Raw genomic sequence first — 18186 nt, 5'->3', positions numbered from 1 at the left:
TTTTTTAAAGAATGAGTCCGCTCCGAAAAGTCGGAGTGATAATTTAGTTTAAAATTTTTTGTACAATAAATTTTATAAATCAGGTAAATTTCACCTGAAAAGTTCTTTGAAATATTTGCGTATATAGCTATTATTCACTACCTTAGTAGGGCTTAAAACTGTATAATATGTTCAAAAAATCGGACGAAAACCCTCAATTGGGCATTTTTTCATCACCGACGGAGTACTTCAGAGACTCTAAGAAGAAAGAATACCTAAAAAATGACTCCTGGCATAACCGGTTCCGAAACCATGTTGTAATGCGTGTGGATGAGTCTATTTTCAGACCACTTTATTCTAATGGAACGGGGGCTCCTAATGCCTCTATCCGTATTTTGGTCGGTATGATGATCCTCAAGGAAGGCCAGGGATGGAGCGACGCACAATTGTTTGAGAACTGCGCATACAATTTACTTGTTCGCAGTGCTCTGGGTCTGATGTCGTTAGAGGACGCTGAGCCTGTTTCATCCACTTACTACCTTTTCCGTCGCAATCTGGTTGACTATGCAAGGGAACACGGCGAAGACCTGTTCAAAAAGTGCCAGGGGCAAATCACCCGTGACCAGCTATTGGAGTTTGAGGTGAGCGGCAAGCAGGTGCGCATGGACAGTAAACTGGTCGGCAGCAATATCGCCTGGTACTCCCGTTACGAGTTGATTCATGAAACCCTGCGTCTGTTTATCAATGAAAGGGAGGAACATATCTTCAATAAGAGCCTGTCCAAAGAGATGTTTTCCCTTATCGAAAGCATACAGGGTGAAACGGGCAACAAGGTGGTGTACCGCAGTACAAAGGCCGAGGTTGATGCCAGGTTCGTTGAACTGGGCAAACTGATGTACCGTTTTATAGGGCTCTTCAAGAAGCATGACTATGGTCATTACCAGACCCTTAAAGCGGTTTTCGAACAACAATACTCGGTTGGCAGGGACAAAACTGTCGTTCCTCTGGAAAAGGAGAAAGTCAGCGCCAAATCCATACAGTCACCCCATGACACCGACTGCCATTACCGTGACAAAGACGGCAACAAGGTCAAAGGGTATTCGGTGAACGTCACCGAGACATGCGACCAACCGGGAGATGACAAAGATACGGCATTGAACCTGATAACCGATACCGAGGTAACGGTGGCATCGGCTCCGGACAACGGCTTCCTTGAACAAGCCCTGGATCGGACACAGGAAATAATATCCGACAAAATAGAGAAAGTATATGCCGACGGGGCTTACCACAGTGCTGATAATCAGGAGTATTGCCAAAGCGATAAAAATGGCATCGAGCTGATACTCACAGGCATGCAAGGCCCCGCACCGAGATATGACATCCGTTTGGACGAACAGAATGAAATCAATTTAATAGTAACCGACAACAAAACAGGAACAACAATACAGGCACAACGGGTAAAACTCCGCAAAGACAAAACACAGAGGAAATGGAGGATCAAGACTGAAGAAGGAAAATACCGCTACTTCGATGAGGATAACCTCAGGGCTGCCGCTCTGAGGAAGAAATTGGACGATATCCCGATAGATGAAAAAAATATCAGGAACAATGTCGAAGCAAGCATTTTCCAGTTAGGATACCATTACCCGAATGACAAGAGCCGTTACAGGTCACTTGCCAAGCACAAACTATGGGCATACTCCCGCTCGTTGTGGATAAACTTCGTCAGGATAGTGAATTATATGACGCGAATAAGTCAAAGAGCGCTTTTTTGGCAAAAACTGCCACAATATATAATTAATTTATGTTTCAATATGTATATTATTGTAAACATACTTTCAATTAATAAAAACAATCACATTTGTCCGGTTAAACTTCATTTTTCAGCAATTTGAAAAAATGGGGTTTTCAGAGCAGACTCAAGAATCATATAAAAAGACAAAGCTTTCTCTTAATTTACAGAGATCAATTCCATCTTTATTTGCAATGGATAAATAAGATAGACCACAATAGATATCCTCGAATAGCCGGGCTACAAGATCCACATCAATATTGTCATTTATTTCTCCTTTCACCATAGATTTTATTAATACCTTTCTCCATTGTGCTATTTGCAAATCAACCCATTTCTGACCTTTTTCTGCAAATTCGGGATAGTAAAAAAGTGCTTGATTAGTAATATTGATTAGAGCCATGTTAAGATTATCGACACCCAATTCTTTTGCTTTGTTTTTTTGTTCTTTCAATACATTAATATATAGTTCAATGTATTCTTCAAATGTCTCGCCTTCATATTTTTCTAATTTTAAAAACATTGATGTTTCTTCCAGAAGGAATTTATCACACATTTGCTCAAACAGAGCTTGTTTGCTTTTAAAATGATAGAAGATGCCTCCGCTTGTAATGTCGGTGGATTTTGCCATTTCTTCAAATACTACTTTGTCGTATGGTTTGGTTGCGTAAAAGAGAAACGCTACATCCAAAATCTTTTCTATGGATACTTCTTTACTATTTCTAACTCTTTTTGCCATCACAATATTTTTTGTGCAAAGTTATCATTAATTCAGTAACATTCAAATATTAAACACATTTAATATACCCATATTTTTCAAGGCTTGAAAAATATTATTGTATAAGGGCATTTCTGCGGTTTGGAATGGAAACGATTGAAACAACGCATCTAAACAGATAGCCGTACTATTAGTATCGTAAGTTAAAGGTATTTCTCCATTTTTTTTACCGATTTCAATAGCATTATGCCATTCTTTAAAATAAGGGTCTGATAATGATTTATATTTGGTTTTAAAATTGGGGTATCTCATCACGGCTTGGGCAAACAAATGTTGCATTATTGTAAAAGGGTTATCCTCTATCCCGTTTTGATGAAACCAGTGGTTTGTCTCTATATGACGCCTAATCTTATGCTTAAGAAAATCATTGAAAGATTTAATTTCAACTGTGTGAATAGGATATCGAGGATTTAACCGCGAAAAAAAGTACTTGTCCATCATTTGACAGTATAAATCCGTTTTATTTTCAAAATAATAAAAAAATATCCCTTTCGTGTATTCTGTTAATGAAGTTAAATAATCAAATGTTACTTGTCCATATTCTTTTGATATAAACACCTTGAAAGATACTTCCAACAAGAATTGTTTTGTATCTTTGTTAGCAGGATTATCTAAGTTAGTAATCATTTAGTAAAATAAAACGGTACGAGATCAAACTTATTACGTAACGAATGGACGGGCATCCAAGAAAACGATAATAAGCAGACTCGTACCGTCATTATATGACGATAGTCATGCGTATTTATCTCGTTTCCTATTGAAAAATTTGCCCGTTTTTCGTTACGAATAAATACGAATGTTCAATATTTACTCTTCAAAGAAAAGTATTTGTTTGCAAAAATATAAAAAGGATTTGAATACTCATATATTAAGTTTGAAAAGTTTCTGAGGAGTTTTTTAAACGTAAAACTTTACTACATCTTCACCCCATACCCTATTTTATCTTCCCCCTCCGTTTTCACCTTCTTTTCAACCTCTTCCTTTTTCCCCTCTTTTTCCGCTGTAATTTCCGTCAAAATCTTTTTATCCACTTCGTTCAATTTTTTTTTGAGTTCTTTCAGTTGTTCCTCCTTTTTCCAGAGACCATTTACCACTTCCTGCAATACCGGCAGACTGCTTTCTTCTTTGGCAATGCGTTTGTGTTCGTTGTCGATAAGCGTCGGAATTTTCTGCAAAGCGTTCAGAAAGTTCATGGATGCCAGCTTCGGGTCAGTTGCCATTATTCCGTTGTTATAGGTGTATTTGATACCTCCATCTCCTTCGACAAAGAACCGATTTTCCTTGAAGTCAAATCCGTCTTTCATACTTGTCTCCGTTTTTACCAGCAGTTTGAAACCGTACAGCGAACCAATCTCCTCATAAAATCCGTGCGTGCGGGCATTTTCCGACAAGCGGTTGAGTTTTTCACCAATCTGCTTTACGGTCGCGTTTTCGGGTAAGCCGTTTAAGCGGATTGGGTTTAATATTTCGCCGAACTCGTTCTTTTGAATACGCTCCGACAGGTGCTTTTGATCTTTCTCCAACAGCGATATCCTATACCGTGAAGCTTCAATTTCATTGACCATGCCCTCCAGTTTAATTCGCGATTGCGCCCTGGACTGGTTGAAACTGCGCCGCTCACTTTCCAATGAGGCAATTTGTCTTTCCAGCCGTGCCTTATCCAACAGATCGGTATTACCCGAAAGAATGGCCACATATTCCGAAAAACTCATGCCCGACTGCTCATCCAGACTGCCCTCGTCGATGGTACGCTTACCCAAACGATTGGTTTTGAGTTGGTCGATAAACAGTTGTTTATTATGTAGCAGGTTGAATTTATAGCTGTCCAACGAACGTTCTACAGCATAAATAACCACATCCACGTTATTGCCGGCAAAATTTTTGGCAATATCGTTCCCTTTGCGGACGGCACGGCCGTCGCGCTGCTGCAAATCGCTCGGTCGCCACGGCGTATCGAGATGATGCACGGCAACCGCCCGTTTTTGAGCATTTACGCCCGTTCCGAGCATGCTTGTGGAACCGAACAGCACCCTTATTTTTCCGGCATTCATATCGGCAAAAAACTGTTTGCGAACTTTGTCCGTCTTGGCTTCTTGAATAAAACGAATCTCACTTGCCGGAATGCCGTGATTTTCCACCAATTTGCGCTTGATCTCCGAATAAACGCTCCATTCGCTGTTGGACTTGAACGTTCCCAAATCCGAAAAGACAAACTGTGTTCCTTTTTGCGGATTGTATTTTTGGTAATAATCGGCAATGTTTTTAGCGCAATGGCTCGCTTTGTTATCCACGTGATCATCGTAGTGAGGACTTATCATGCGCATATCCAGACTCATCTTGCGGGCGTAATCGGTAGCGATAAGCATTTTGGCTTTTTCTTCATTTTCCGACAACTTTGGACGACCTAAAATAGTGGCATCACCTGTTTGGGCAAACTTCATCAATTTTTGAATAAACTCTTCCTGCTGTGGGGTAGGCGGAATATGGTGCAGGATTTCCTGCTTTTCGGGACGGTCTATCCCGATGTCTTTGGCTGTACGATAATCGGTAATCTCGTTGTAAAATTGTGCCAGCTCCGGGACTTTGATAAAATAACGAAAACGCTCTTTCTGTACGATATTATTCGTTACCGAAAACTCATAATCGGTGGTTTTCTTGGCATAAATGGCAGCCCATGCGTCAAACGAATGGATGTTTTGTTCTTCCAATGCTTTGGGACGTAAATATTTGAATAAAAGATACAATTCCGTTAACGAATTGGAAATGGTTGTTCCCGAAAGGAAAGTTGCTCCCAAATCCTTGCCCGTCCGTTCTTGAATGGTACGGATGGCAAAAAGCATATTCATTGCCCGCTGACTGCCTTCACTGTTGCCCAAGCCTGCCACGCGATTGTGGCGGGTGGTAAACATCAGGTTTTTGAACTGATGGCTCTCATCGACAAACAGATGGTCTATTCCCATCATTTTGAAATCGCTTACATCGTCTTTGCGGTTAGCAATATCGTGAGCCAACGTTTTCAGCTTCACGGTAAGATTGTTTTGCCTTACAATAAGCCCTTTTTCCATTGCACGCGATATCTCTTTGCCTTGCGAACGCAACACTTCCAAGTTTTCTTCCACGCTGTCCAACTCTTTTTGTAAAATTTCCTGCTGTATTTCGGGAGATTGCGGAAGCATTCCGAACTGTTCATGCGTTAGAATAACACAATCCCAATCGTTGTTTTTGATGTCCCCGAAAATCCGCTGCCGTTTTTCGGGCGTGAAATCGGCTTTGCCGGGATACATAATCTTGGCATCGGGGTAGGCTTTCCGGTAAGTTTCGGCAATCTCGTGCACGTTGGCTTTCAAGGCGATTATCATCGGTTTGTTAGCCAATCCCAAACGTTTCATTTCTTGTGCCGCACAGCACATTATCAGCGTTTTACCTGCGCCGACCTCATGATCGCAAATGCCGCCGCCGTTCATTTTCAGCATCCAAACCGCATCTTTCTGACTGTCGTATAAATCTTCGATATTTACATTTTTGCGGTTTAACCCAGGGAACGTTTGTAACGAACCGTCGTATCGGGGACGGACAAAACAGTTGAATTTCTCGTTGTACATCGTTGTCAGACGTTCTTTAAATTCGCTGTTTTGTGCCTGCAGCCATTCGGAAAAAGCTTCGCGTATTTCGTCGATTTTAGCATTGGCAGCTTGAATGGCTTCGCCGTCACGAACTTTCGTTTCCTTGCCGTCCTCCATCACTTTTTTGGTTATATCGGGAGTAGTATTTACCAAGGCATGTTTGAGCAGGGCGATGCCGTCGTACGTCCTGCTTTCGGAACGGGTGGCGTATTTTGTCCAAATAGTATAGTTTTTTCGGGAACAATTCACCGAAAAATCATCCAAAGAGTCTATATATTTTATCTCTACATCGGTATCGAACAGGTCGGATGCGAAACGGCCGTAAATTTCTGCCGGTATCCACCGCTCGCCAAGATTGAAATCCAACTCTTCAAACTCGATACGCTGCGGAAAGGCATCCTGCAGGGCTTTTAGGGAAAAAGCTGATTCGGCGTCATCGGGGTGGTTCTTTACATACCTTTCCACCGCTTTGGCTTTTACCACCACGTTTCCGGCAATAAACTTGTCGGCAATTTGATACTCTTTTTCCAACGGATTGAAAAAAACACGTCCGTGAAGTTCGGTTTTCAACTCTTCACGGGAACTGTCGTACAGATTTGCCATATAATCCAAGTCAACTGTTCCGAACTTGTTGAGCGATGCCGAAAGAGCTTCTTCCACGGTATCCACTTTTGTGATTTCCTGTGTGGCAAATGAAACAGGACGACTGAAAATATCGGCTTTCTGCCATACACCGCCAATATTGCGTTCCAAAAACGGCATATCACTTCCGGCGGTGTCCATCTTGATGACTTTCAAGTTTTCGGCTGTATTCAACCAACCAAATTTTCGAGTAAAGTCGTCGTAAAAGCGATTCAGATCATTTCGCATGACAGGGTGAGCCAAACTGTTTTCGGCTTCAACAGCGTATAAATTCTTGTAGGCATCCCGCACCGAAATATAACTTTCGATACGGTTTTGCTGTTTGACATTGACTTCCAAGGGATGAAAAAACGTTCGGTCGTTTTCGTCCTTTTTCAAAAAACCTACTTGTCCCAAATCGACAACCAAACAGCCTTCACGATAATGCTGTTTCCATTCATTAGGGAATAAACGGGATGCAAAGGATAAAGTTTCTTTCGTGTCAAAAAGATTGGTTTGAACGGCTGTGGTCGAGTTGTTGTTATTTAAGGTTTTATTTGACTTCTCAACAGCCACCTTCTTTTCAGGTAATTGTCCTGCCTTTTTAAGCCTTGCTTCATGCTGTATTTCCAACCGCCATTCATCTATATAATTACTTGAACTGTACGGGTCCATTTCAGCAAAAAATGCGTCGAGCATCTCTTCCGTAGTAGGAAGTTTTTCTGTTGTCAATGTTTCAATTTCCGTTGTTGTTGAAACAGCTTGTGCCGATTGTAACCCGGATGTACCCGATGCACTTAAAGCCGTTTCAAGAACGTTATTCATGATTTCTTGATTCGGACGTGGTAATTTTCCGTTTGAAGGGACAATCGGTTTTGGCGTAATAACGATCGCTTGTTTCGCCCAATTATTAAATTGTTTTTGTCCTTTTTTTTGTGGTTTTATTTGTGAACGTTCCTGCTCAGAAAAACCGAACAAATCGTACAACGTAAGCGCAGGGTTTTCTTGTTCGGGTGGTTCCGGTGGATTATTGTTTTCCTTTAATTTTAGCTCTTGCTCTTTTTCTTGTTCCTTTTGACTGTTATTATTAAAAATCTTGTTTTCAATTTTCTGCTCCAATATATCGGCAATGGCAACTCGTAATCCGGAACGTACCAATTGGGGCAACATCGCATCCAGTTCGTGACTTTTGAAACGGATTTTCATGTTATCATTTTTGCTGTTTTGAATGAGAGGCAAATCAAGGACAGGCGATACTTTTTCGGCATCGACATGATAGGCTTCGTAATATTCGTTTACCCTAAAAAGTACTACGGCTTCGGGATGTTTCTTTTTGATTTGGACGTACTCTGACGGGATTTGAAATGTTTCGGCTTGACGGTTTTCCTGTTTTGTTTCAACCGATTTGTCTTTTATAATTTCGGTATCGACAATTTCGGGCGTAAAGCGATTGCCCACGTAATCTTTTAATTCACGAATGTTTTTCAGTTGAGTAGGCTCGAAATATAAATCCCGCTCTACTTTCAAACCACCAATATTGATGGAACGAATTTCATCCAATGAAGCGTAGCCAAGCTCCCAATCCCTGCCGTCCATTGTAGTCAGGGTAAAAAGTTCGCCTGTTTTTGACTCGTGTTCCAATACGTAAGCCGTGTATGCACCCATCGGAAAGAAAAAACGCAGATGCGCTGTTTTGTCGCCGATGGGTTTCCCATCATCAGTATCGTAAGGTTTCGGCAGTTCTCCGATTAGTTGTTCGGGAATTAAATCGTATGCGTTTTCAACTATTTCCGTGTCATCTTTTTGCTCAATGGATTGGTTTTTGTCTTTAACGGACTTGGGCAAGGAAAAAGAGAAAGTCGATTTTCGTTGTCGATTTTCAAATAGCGAGATATCCAAATGGGACTGCCGTATTTGTTTTGTCAGGGTTTTCTCCAAATCGCTCGCAATGCCGTCTATACCGCCTTCGTGTCGCATAACCCAAGCGGGTTTTCCGTACAAGTCGGTGGAACGGTCGCGCGTGGTATGGATATTTCTGGACATATCGGTAAACAAGCTGTTTATTGAAATATCCTCATTGGTGGTTTCAATAAAACTCCGTTCGATATCATTGGAAACACCTTTCCCCGATTGTTTTTGCAACACAATCAAATCGGTGCCGACATCCGTTCCCGCATAATCCGAAAACAGATTATTCGGCAACCGTACCGCCGAAATCAATCGGCTGTTCTCCATTAGATACTCACGAATTGGGGCATTGCGGTCGCTGTTCATCACGCCTTGCGAAGTGATAAAAGCCAAAATGCCACCCTCTTGCAAGCAGTCCAATCCTTTCAGGAAAAAATAGTTGTGAATGCTTCGGGCGGCTTGCTGTTTGGCAATGGACTTGCCACGTGAATAGGACAAGTCGAAAACCGATACATCGCCGAACGGGATATTGCTCGCCACTAAATCGAACGAGCCAAGCCATTTGGCTTCGATATTCTCAAATCCTTCAATGCGTACATTCGCGTCGGGATGCAGGTGTTGCAAAATTTTTCCCGTGAGCAAATCCTTCTCGAAAGCTATGGTTTCTACGGAATTCCCGGGATTGAAGGCATCGACAAAGATACCCGTTCCTGCCGATGGTTCGAGCAGTCGGGCGGGCGTAATTCCGTGGTTACGCAACGTTTGAGCAAGGCTTTCCACTACCGCGGGCGGGGTATAAAATGCCGTGAGTACGGACTGTTTCAAACTGTCCATATAGCGATTGTACGTCCGCTCATCCTGTGAATTTTCCCGTATCAGGCGATGCAAATCGGCAACCTGCGGAAACAGGTCCAATTCAGACTTACTCCAACGAGATGCGTCTTCAAGCGTTCGAGCAGGATTGAGAATACATTTCAATCCGCCGAAACCGCTGTATCGGGATAGGATTTCACGTTCGGATGCGGTGGCTTTCCGTTTTTCTTTTTCAAGCCGGAAAACGGTAGCGATTGCTTCAATATTGTCGATTAAATGCGCCTTTTTACCATAAGCCATTCTCTTCGATATGGATGGCTACGGTTCCCGTGAGTTCGGTGTAAAGCAACTCGTAATCGGCACTGTCGGCAAATTCCGGTTCGTTCGTGGAATATTTGCTGAAAACATCCGTGCAAAGCGGATACATTTTCATTGCGAACGGTCGCAGTTCGTCATCCGGCATTTGGCTGTCAAACTCGTTGCAGATAACCTTGAACAGCATATCGAATTTGGAGAAGTGCAGTCCTTCATAGAGTACTTCATTGGAAAGTTCCGATGCTTCGGGATGTGTATGTCCTGCCAGAAGTGCATCGGCGTAAGTTTGTGCGGCTAGCTCGGAACGTTCTTCGATAAACGTTTTGTCGTTTGCCAACTCGGGAAAACTTTCGTTCAGGAAAGATTGCAATGTGAGCGTGAAATAGGACAGGTCTTCACGCTCGTCTTTCGTAGTGGTGGTTTTTGTTGTTGTCATTTTGTTTGTTGGATTTAGTGGTGGTTGTTTGGGTTATTTTAGTGCATAATTTGTTCCTGCACCAAGACCGTATTTATGAATTAATTTCTTCTGAACGAAATCTGCCAAAATTCGTTTTACCGTCGGCGCCGGAATATTCAAACGTTGAACGATTTCACTTCTTTTGCATCCGGGATTATTTTCAATAAACATCAATATTGAATTTTCACGTGGAGATAATGCCGATTTCAGTCCTTGATAGTCTAACTTTCTAATTAGTTGCTGTTGAATATTCAATAATGCACTGAAAAAGAAACTGATCCATTCGGATATATCTTCGTTCGGGCGTTGCGATTGACAACTTCTCAAAACATTGTAGTATTCTGTTTTCCGGCTTTCTATTTCGTGTTCAAGACTAACATATTGTATCCATTTGTAACCGTTTTTAAGCAATAAAAGCGTTGAGATTAGTCGGCTTAATCGTCCGTTACCATCTTGAAATGGGTGTATACTTACAAACTCATAAGCAAACAAGGCGCTTTTTACCAACGGATGAGTTTCGTTATCCGAATTATACCAATTGACTAAACTTCGCATAGCTTCCTGTGTCGGAAAGCCTTCGGGCGTGGTTTGAAAAATCAACTGCCTTGTTCCGTCGGGTAGTCTTGCTTCAACCGCGTTGCTGAATTGTTTATAATTGCCTTTGTGCCAAGCGTCTTTCTCACTATGTTTCATCAGCAAATTATGTAGATTTTTCAGCCCATTTTCGGTTATTTCAATATCCGAATAAGCATCTGATATTAAATCCAACACGTTAAAATAACCAACCACCTCCTGCGAATCTCGATCTTCTAATTTAGTAATGTCTATATTTTCCAATAATATTTCAACCTCTTTATCTGAAAGTTTAGCGCCTTCAATACGAGTAGAAGCCCCAACACTTCGCACGGTAGCAATAGATTTGAGTTGTTTTAGACTTTGTCCTTCTCGTTTCTCAATGTTTGTCCATTGAGCATCAAAACGATCAATTTGACTTATTCGACTGATTAACTGCCAATTGATTTCAACGAATAGTGAATGTACTTGATTTTTCATTTCGCAAAGATAAAACAAATTAAATAAATATGAGCCAAAAAGAGCCGAAAATATCCGATAATGAGCCGGAAAAAATCCCATAAAACACGAAAAGCATCGGTGTCCCCACCGATGCCAACCACTAAATCCAATGTATAAACCACGTTTATGACAATGAACTTGTGGCAAAGGTAAGGATTTTTTTAGAAAATGACAATGCGGTTACGTTTTAGACATTCCTTATCCTCTCTTACGCGGGGTGGGGGACGGTCTTGTCGGAAACTCGAACTCCGTGCTTCCGTCATCTTTCAGCACGATATAGGCGTCAAACGTTTTTTCCGCCTTGCTTTTTAGTCCTTTCAATAAAGAAGATTTTTTATTTGTTAGAATAGCTTTTATATCTTTTTCCGAAAGCGTTTTACCGCAAATATTCCGGAACAAGAGCCAACCGCAAGTTTCGTCACTACATTTGGCAACTTTTTCAAACAGTTTTACAGCTGCTTTTTGGCATTTCGGGCAAACTGTCCGTTCTTTTTCATCTTTCGGGAAATCCATTGCCAGCAACTCTTCGGTAATCTGTTTGGAATAAATGGCAATACTTTTATCGAATGTCTCGAAAGGAATTTCGCCGTTTTCTATCTTTAAAAGCGTGTTTTCCCACATTCCCGTCATCGCTACATCCGCGATGCGTTTCTCTTTTACCGCTTCATAAACTTTCAACCCTTTGGCAGTGGGAACAAGCGATTTTTTCCGCCGTTCGATGTAATCTCTCGAAAACAGCGTTTCGATAATGGACGCACGGGTGGCAGGTGTTCCGATACCGCTCTCTCTAATGGCTTTGCGCTCGTCTTCGTTTTCAAGCTCTTTTCCCGCATGTTCCATAGCGGAGAGCAGACTCGCTTCGGTATGCAAAGGTTTCGGCTTAGTCTGTTTTTCCAAAAGCTGCGCGGATTGCACCGCGTGTTTTTCTCCCTTTTCCACGTATGGTAAGGAAATTTCCGGTTCTTCCGAATTTTCATTGTCGAACATCCCGTTTACCCCCCGCCATCCTGTTTCGATGACATCCACACCGCGAGATGAGAACTGAAACTCTCTCGAACGAGCTTTCAGCGTGGTTACTTCTTTTACGCAGGGTGCGGAAAATGTTTCGAGTATCCGGCTTGCTATTAACTTGTAAATGCTTTCTTCTTTGGTAGAAAGTCCAGATACGGTATTATCCGTTATGAGCAAGGCGTGGTGGTCCGTTACTTTCAAATCGTTTACACCCAGCTTGTTTAGCCTATTTTTCAAAAGCCGTTTAGCCTGTTCTTTAAGCGGAGTATAAACCAAAAGCGTTTCCACCAAAGCAGGAATTTCTTCCCAAATATCTTCGCTGATATAACGGCTTCCGGTACGCGGATAGCTGATAAACTTCTTTTCGTAAAGCGACTGTGCAATGGCAAGTGTCTCGTCTGCCGAAAGATTGAGCCTTTTGTTGGCATCTTTTTGTAGTCCGGTTAAATCGTACAATAAAGGTGGTTCTTCCCGCACTGTCCGAGTATCGACTTCCGTTATTTCCAACTTATTACGACGGACAATTTCGACGGTCTCCTGTCCCGATGCCTTCTCTTCAAACTTGTCGTCCGAAAGCATTTTGAGCGTTTTGCGTTCGACTTCCGCTTCTACCTGTATTTGAAAATAGGTTTGCGTTTGAAAGTTTTTGTGTTCCGAATACCGTTTACAAATCATCGCCAAAGTTGGAGTCTGCACCCTTCCGAGTGAATAGACTCCGTTTCCGGCTGTAATGCTCAATGCTTGCGACGCATTGATGCCTACCAGCCAATCGGCTTGCGAACGTGAACGAGCGGCTTGATAGAGATAATCAAACTCACTGCCGTTTTTCAGGTTCTCGAAACCGTTTTTAATGGCTTTGTCCGTCAGCGAACTTATCCACAAACGCTTAAAAGGCTTTTGGCAGTTCAGGTACTTGTAAATCAGTCTAAATATCAACTCGCCTTCTCGTCCGGCATCGGTGGCAACGATGATTTCGTTGCATTGGTCAAACAATTTTTTGATAACGTTCAGTTGTTTTAAAGCCCCCGCATCGGCATCGGTTTCTTTACCTTTTTTGGTTTGGCGGGGAATAAGTCGGAACGGCTCTGGCAAAATGGGCAGGTTTTCTCGTTTGAAACCCGAAAAACCATAATCTTCGGGCATAGCCAAGGTAACCAAATGACCGATTGCCCACGTTACAACGGTATCGACGGTGCTTCCGCCGATGTACCCGTCTTGCTGACCGGAAATACCCAACACGTGGGCTATGGCTCTCGCCACGCTCGGTTTTTCTGCTATGATAACTTTTAGCATTTTAATGTTTTGATTTTATAGTGTTGATATTTTGCACTTCCAAAGCCTCTCCGTCAACTGACGGAAGGTTGGAGGGGCTTTACATTTTTCTTCCCCGTGATTTTTTTTGCTGTTTTTCTTCTTCCTTTTCTTGTTTTTCAACCTGCTTTTCCGTCGGTTTTGTTTGTCCTTTTTCTAAGGGTTCCTTGATGTTTTTTGTCGCTTCATTGGTTTTCCCGTCTGAATTAACTGTTTTTTGTACTTTGGAAGCTTCGTCGGGTTGAGCGGATTGTTTGGCGGCTTTTTTCTGTTTATTGGGATTACCGAATGAAAATTCCGTTTTTCCTTTTTCAACGTTAAAGGTTAGATAACCTTTGTAGGTCTTTCCCTTTTTATCTACCAAATCATCTACATAAATGGTCTGTCCCGACTTGAATTTTTCGTACTGCTCATCGCTCAGTTCTTTTCCGCGAATAAAGCGTGGCGCTTCGCCGTTTTCCTGTGCCTGACGGTTTTGTTTGAATTGTTCACGATCAAACATAAATTCCACGTAACGCTTATCAGCATTGAACTGTACGGTAGCGTTAAATTCCGTTCCTTTTCGAGAAATCATTCCTTCCAAATAGAGCGGTTTGCCCTCCTGTAAGGTCTGTTTTTGTTCATCGGTAAGTTTTACTCCTTTAATTTCATCGGGAATTTTGATTTTGTCAGCACTCAAAGCGATAAGTTCATTGGTAAGTCTGTCCACGCTGATAACGGAAGGGATTTGTTCGCCTGTTTTTCTGTTTTCCAACATCACGATACGTCCCATATTGCCGTGTTTAAGCAGATTCTCCTTGTCTTCCGGCGTAAACTCGTGTCCGAAAAAGGGTTGATGCACATTGACATCTTTGCGAACGCCGTGCATGGCAACCACGGTGTTGCCGTCTTCATCGGGTTGTAACGATAATCGGGCTTCACTGCGGGTAATGACCGTCCCCAGATTAAGAGAAATCGGTATCAATTGATTGGTCTTAAAACCTCTCAACAGGTCATCCATTACATTCATTTTTTGCAGTTTTTCTTGGCTGACACCCATTTTTTCGAGTGTTCCCCAATCGATATCTTCTACCTTGTAGCGATAATCGGAAGCATTGCTTGTTGTGTCCATTGTCTCTTTATTTTGTGAATGAGTAGTATTTTCCGGACCTTTTTGTTGAATTTTATCCGGACTGATGTTTTGTTTTAAATTTTCGTTTTTTACTTCGTATTTTTCCAACATGGCATTGCCGGCGGGGGTAGGGTCTTTCAGGATACTTTTGATGGTTTCCGCTAAAAAACTTATTTTAGGGATAGGTATTTTAAACACCCTAAAACGTGTCGGATCTTTGAGTTGGGCTACGAAATTGCTGTAAAAATTGGATAAGAAGTCGCCGTTTTTATCCAATCGGATAAAGTCGGGATTGTTCTCTTGGGTCGGATCTACGGTTTTGAGTTTTCCGTTTTTGTCAAGCTCTTTAACCGCTTGAAGCGTCTGTTTTTCTTGGTCGAAAACAAGAAGGGTTTCCGAGAATTCGTCTGAATGTGCAATGTTTCTTGCAGGATTTTGTTCGTTCATGCCGTTTTTTTCTGAATAGTCATCACCGATGATATCTGCTAGTGCAGGATGTTCTGTTTCGGGATAGTCGTTTACATTCATATTTATATGTTTTTTTCGGCAAAATTATATCGGGATTAACTCTGTTACCGTTTTTTGTCCGTTCGTGGCTCTATTTGGCGTTGTTTGGCGCATCGTCCCGAATTGCCTTCGAATACTTCACGAATGAATCGATTTACATCGGATAGTTTGTAGTAGATTTTACCGTTCATTTTAAAGAAAGGCAGTTCGCCGGACGAACGAAAGCGTTGCAAGGTGCGATGACTGATTTTAAGCACTTGAAGCATATCCTGATTATCCAATAAATCTTCGCCGTCGAGACACGTTTTTTTCTTGATGAGCCGTTCCAATTTCTCGTCGATCAAGTCGAAACGGTCGATTAGTCGATCCATATAAGCACGAAATTCTTGTTTGTCGATGAGCATAGTCGTAAATGAGTTTTTTAAAGTTTGCCTAATATGTAATAAGCCGTGTTGGCACTGTCTTTTACCACTATTCCGTTTTCCGACATAAATCGGATGTAGCTTTTGGCTGTCCGTTCTTTCACGTCCATCAGCAGTTCTATTTCCTGTAATAGCTCGGAATAGGTAAATCGTTTTTTGTCTGCTAAAATCTCTTTGGCAAGAGCGGTTAATTCCACTTCCTTGCGTTTCTCCTTTTCTTTTTGTGGCTTTTCTCCACGATAAACGTGCATTCCCTTGTGTTTATCCCACGAGAACTGCATCAAAGGCACATCCAAAGGACTTCCTTCCCGCACTTTAAGTGTTTTTACCACTGAAAATTCAGGATTCTGTGTGTCTTTTTCGATAGATAGAATGGCAGCCGCTTTGCGTTGTAACTCGGAACCGAGATGTCCCCTAAGTTTAAAACTATTCGGAACGAAATGCAGCACACAGATGATGCAGGTACGGTAAATTCCGGCTAATCGATACAGTTCTTCCACCACGGCAATGCTTTCGGTTTCATCGTTGGTGCTTCGGACAAGATCGGCTACGCCGTCGATGATGACCAATTGGATGCCGCCGAAAAAATGGTGATAATAGTCCATGCTGTCTTGAATGGATTGCAGCCGCTCCCTGCGGGACATTGCAGTGAGGTAATAGGCTTTCAGCCATTCGGGTTTGCTTTTTCGTCCGGCTCTTCTGAGCAGCAAAGTTGTGTTTTTATAGAGTTGATTTTCCGATTGTTCGGTATCGTAGAGCAACACGGCTTTACCGTTCCTGTTTGCTTGCACATCCAAGCCTAATGAATCGACTTCAAAACCGTCTTCCGCCAAAGTTCCGGCTGCTATGGCCGACGCGTAATTGCTTTTTCCGGTACCTTCGCCACCGGTGATGCAGAAAAGGTTGCCTTGCGTGCCGAGCGGAACCTCATTCACGCTGACGATGTTTTCGGTCAGTTCGGGCGGATTATAAAAATCCACTTCGCAGGATTTTATCAGTGTCATGGTTTGTGCGTATTTTGTGTTGAGCAGATCGATGATAAGTCGTTGGAAATCGTCTCTACCGTTTCCTTTGGCAAAATAGTCGGATATGTCTTTTTCCGTTTTATTACCTGCAAGAGGCAGCACTAAACGTTGTATGTTGTATTTTTCTAAGACGGCAAGGTGTTTTTCCGATGCGGAAAGTCCCGTTTCATCGCTGTCGTATAATAGGATAATATGTTTGAAACGGTGAGCAAGCATCTCGATGATGTCGGGCGGAATGTGCGATGTTTCGCTGTTGAAACAGACGGCATGAAATCCTTTGGCATAAAGGCTCATCACGTCTTTTTCGCCACCTGTTATGAACAGAATATCTCCACGATTGGGCAGTTGTCGCAGTCCGAAACAATAGTTCGCGGGTATTTGTCCGCCGTATAGAAAACGAAGTCTGGATTTGGGACGATATAATTTTACGTAGCTTTCTCCGATGTAACCGAATATCGGTTCGTTGATAGTTGCTTGAAGCTCGTAAGTTTCATTGTCTTTATTTACGGATTTAAATTCGGAAAGGGATCTTACTCGAAAATAGTTTAATGTTTTCTCGCTGATGCAGAAGGTTTTCCAAAAGGCAAGTTCACTTTGTGAAAAGGCTTTTTCGGTAAACTCATAAGGTTTGGCAATGGTTTTTATGATATGATCGGATACAGGTTTAATTTTTTGAAAATTTGATGTCGATACAGATTGAGTTTTACTTTTTTTCTTAAAGTTTGTCTGTGGTATGAAGTTGTCCGGTTTTTCATCTAAACAGAGGTTTAGATCAAGGTTGATACTTTGTACCACTTGCAAAAAATCCCGGCGAACATCCAATCCTTTGATTTGGGCGACAAATGCAAAACAGTCGCCGGAATAATCGGGATTACCGAAATCTTTTATTTTAAAGCAGAGATTATGTCGGTCGTAATAAACATTGCAGGAAGCGTTTTTATCGTCATAAAAGGGATTTTTGAAGTTTTTTCCCAGCTTGAAATCAAACGGAATATAGTGTTTGAAAACGTTTAAACCGTTTTGCGTCGCTGCTAAAATGGCGGATTTGGTAATCATAGTGTATTGTTGCAGGAACTATTGTGCCAAAGGCTGTTTGTAATTATTTCTTCTTTAAAGTCGGATAGTTTGGCTAAAATTTGAGATTTGTTGGTGTTTTGCATTGTCAGGCTGCCGTTTTTGATGGCAATAATCAAATCTTTATATGGATAGAGAGCATTACCTCGTTCATCATAACGGAAGGGGATGGTGTGACTTTCACGCCAACGATATAGCGTAGATTTTGAAACTCCCAAGGTATCCATCACTTCACGTGATGTAAGTTCAAGCGTCTCTTCCAATTCGCTGAACAAATCGGATGTACGTCTGACGTATTGTTCAATGTCCGTGATCTTTTTCATCAGAACTTGAAAGGCTTCACTTTCTAAGGTAATTACTTGCAT

The 18186-nt window shown here is 41.9% G+C and carries 11 protein-coding genes; 1 reads left to right on the top strand and 10 read right to left on the bottom strand.

Annotated elements, in window-relative coordinates; genetic code table 11:
* Positions 1-167: 167 nt before the first annotated feature.
* A complete protein-coding gene (locus KDN43_RS15375; RefSeq protein ID WP_092120838.1) occupies positions 168-1874 on the top strand; it encodes a transposase in 1707 nt (568 codons plus the stop codon).
* A gap of 24 nt (positions 1875-1898) precedes the next feature.
* On the opposite strand, the gene KDN43_RS15370 is transcribed toward KDN43_RS15375, so the two are convergent.
* The 10 genes from KDN43_RS15370 to KDN43_RS15325 all read right to left on the bottom strand — a co-directional run bounded on the left by KDN43_RS15370 (position 1899) and on the right by KDN43_RS15325 (position 18186).
* Complete coding sequence (locus tag KDN43_RS15370) at positions 1899-2510, bottom strand: TetR/AcrR family transcriptional regulator (RefSeq protein ID WP_238867480.1); 612 nt, start codon at positions 2508-2510, stop codon at positions 1899-1901.
* Between the two features lie 42 nt (positions 2511-2552).
* Entirely contained in the window at positions 2553-3176 is a 624-nt protein-coding gene (locus KDN43_RS15365; RefSeq protein ID WP_238867479.1) for a TetR/AcrR family transcriptional regulator, read from the bottom strand.
* A 287-nt stretch (positions 3177-3463) separates the two neighbouring features.
* The gene (locus KDN43_RS15360) at positions 3464-9814 is read right to left on the bottom strand and encodes a MutS N-terminal domain-containing protein (RefSeq protein WP_238867478.1); all 6351 of its coding nucleotides are present in this window, start codon (positions 9812-9814) and stop codon (positions 3464-3466) included.
* Positions 9801-10265: a DUF1896 domain-containing protein gene (locus tag KDN43_RS15355; RefSeq protein WP_238867477.1), complete on the bottom strand. Its 465-nt coding sequence runs from the start codon at positions 10263-10265 to the stop codon at positions 9801-9803. The genes KDN43_RS15360 and KDN43_RS15355 overlap by 14 nt, the downstream gene beginning before the upstream one ends.
* A 33-nt stretch (positions 10266-10298) precedes the next feature.
* Positions 10299-11339 (bottom strand): Fic family protein, encoded by a 1041-nt coding sequence (locus KDN43_RS15350; RefSeq protein WP_238867476.1) that lies wholly within the window; start codon positions 11337-11339, stop codon positions 10299-10301.
* 219 nt (positions 11340-11558) lie between these two features.
* A complete protein-coding gene (topB, locus tag KDN43_RS15345) occupies positions 11559-13664 on the bottom strand; it encodes a type IA DNA topoisomerase (protein ID WP_238867475.1) in 2106 nt (701 codons plus the stop codon).
* A 79-nt stretch (positions 13665-13743) separates the two neighbouring features.
* Positions 13744-15321, bottom strand: a complete 1578-nt coding sequence (locus KDN43_RS15340) for a DUF3945 domain-containing protein (RefSeq protein WP_238867474.1) — start codon at positions 15319-15321, stop codon at positions 13744-13746.
* 44 nt (positions 15322-15365) lie between these two features.
* Positions 15366-15671, bottom strand: a complete 306-nt coding sequence (locus KDN43_RS15335; RefSeq protein ID WP_327065278.1) for a helix-turn-helix domain-containing protein — start codon at positions 15669-15671, stop codon at positions 15366-15368.
* Between the two features lie 50 nt (positions 15672-15721).
* Positions 15722-17803: a bifunctional DNA primase/helicase gene (locus tag KDN43_RS15330; RefSeq protein WP_238867472.1), complete on the bottom strand. Its 2082-nt coding sequence runs from the start codon at positions 17801-17803 to the stop codon at positions 15722-15724.
* A complete protein-coding gene (locus tag KDN43_RS15325) occupies positions 17800-18186 on the bottom strand; it encodes a helix-turn-helix domain-containing protein (protein WP_238867471.1) in 387 nt (128 codons plus the stop codon). The genes KDN43_RS15330 and KDN43_RS15325 overlap by 4 nt, the downstream gene beginning before the upstream one ends.

It is taken from the genome of Proteiniphilum propionicum, assembly GCF_022267555.1.
GTDB lineage: Bacteria > Bacteroidota > Bacteroidia > Bacteroidales > Dysgonomonadaceae > Proteiniphilum > Proteiniphilum propionicum.
This window is presented reverse-complemented; position numbering and strand designations above follow the sequence as displayed.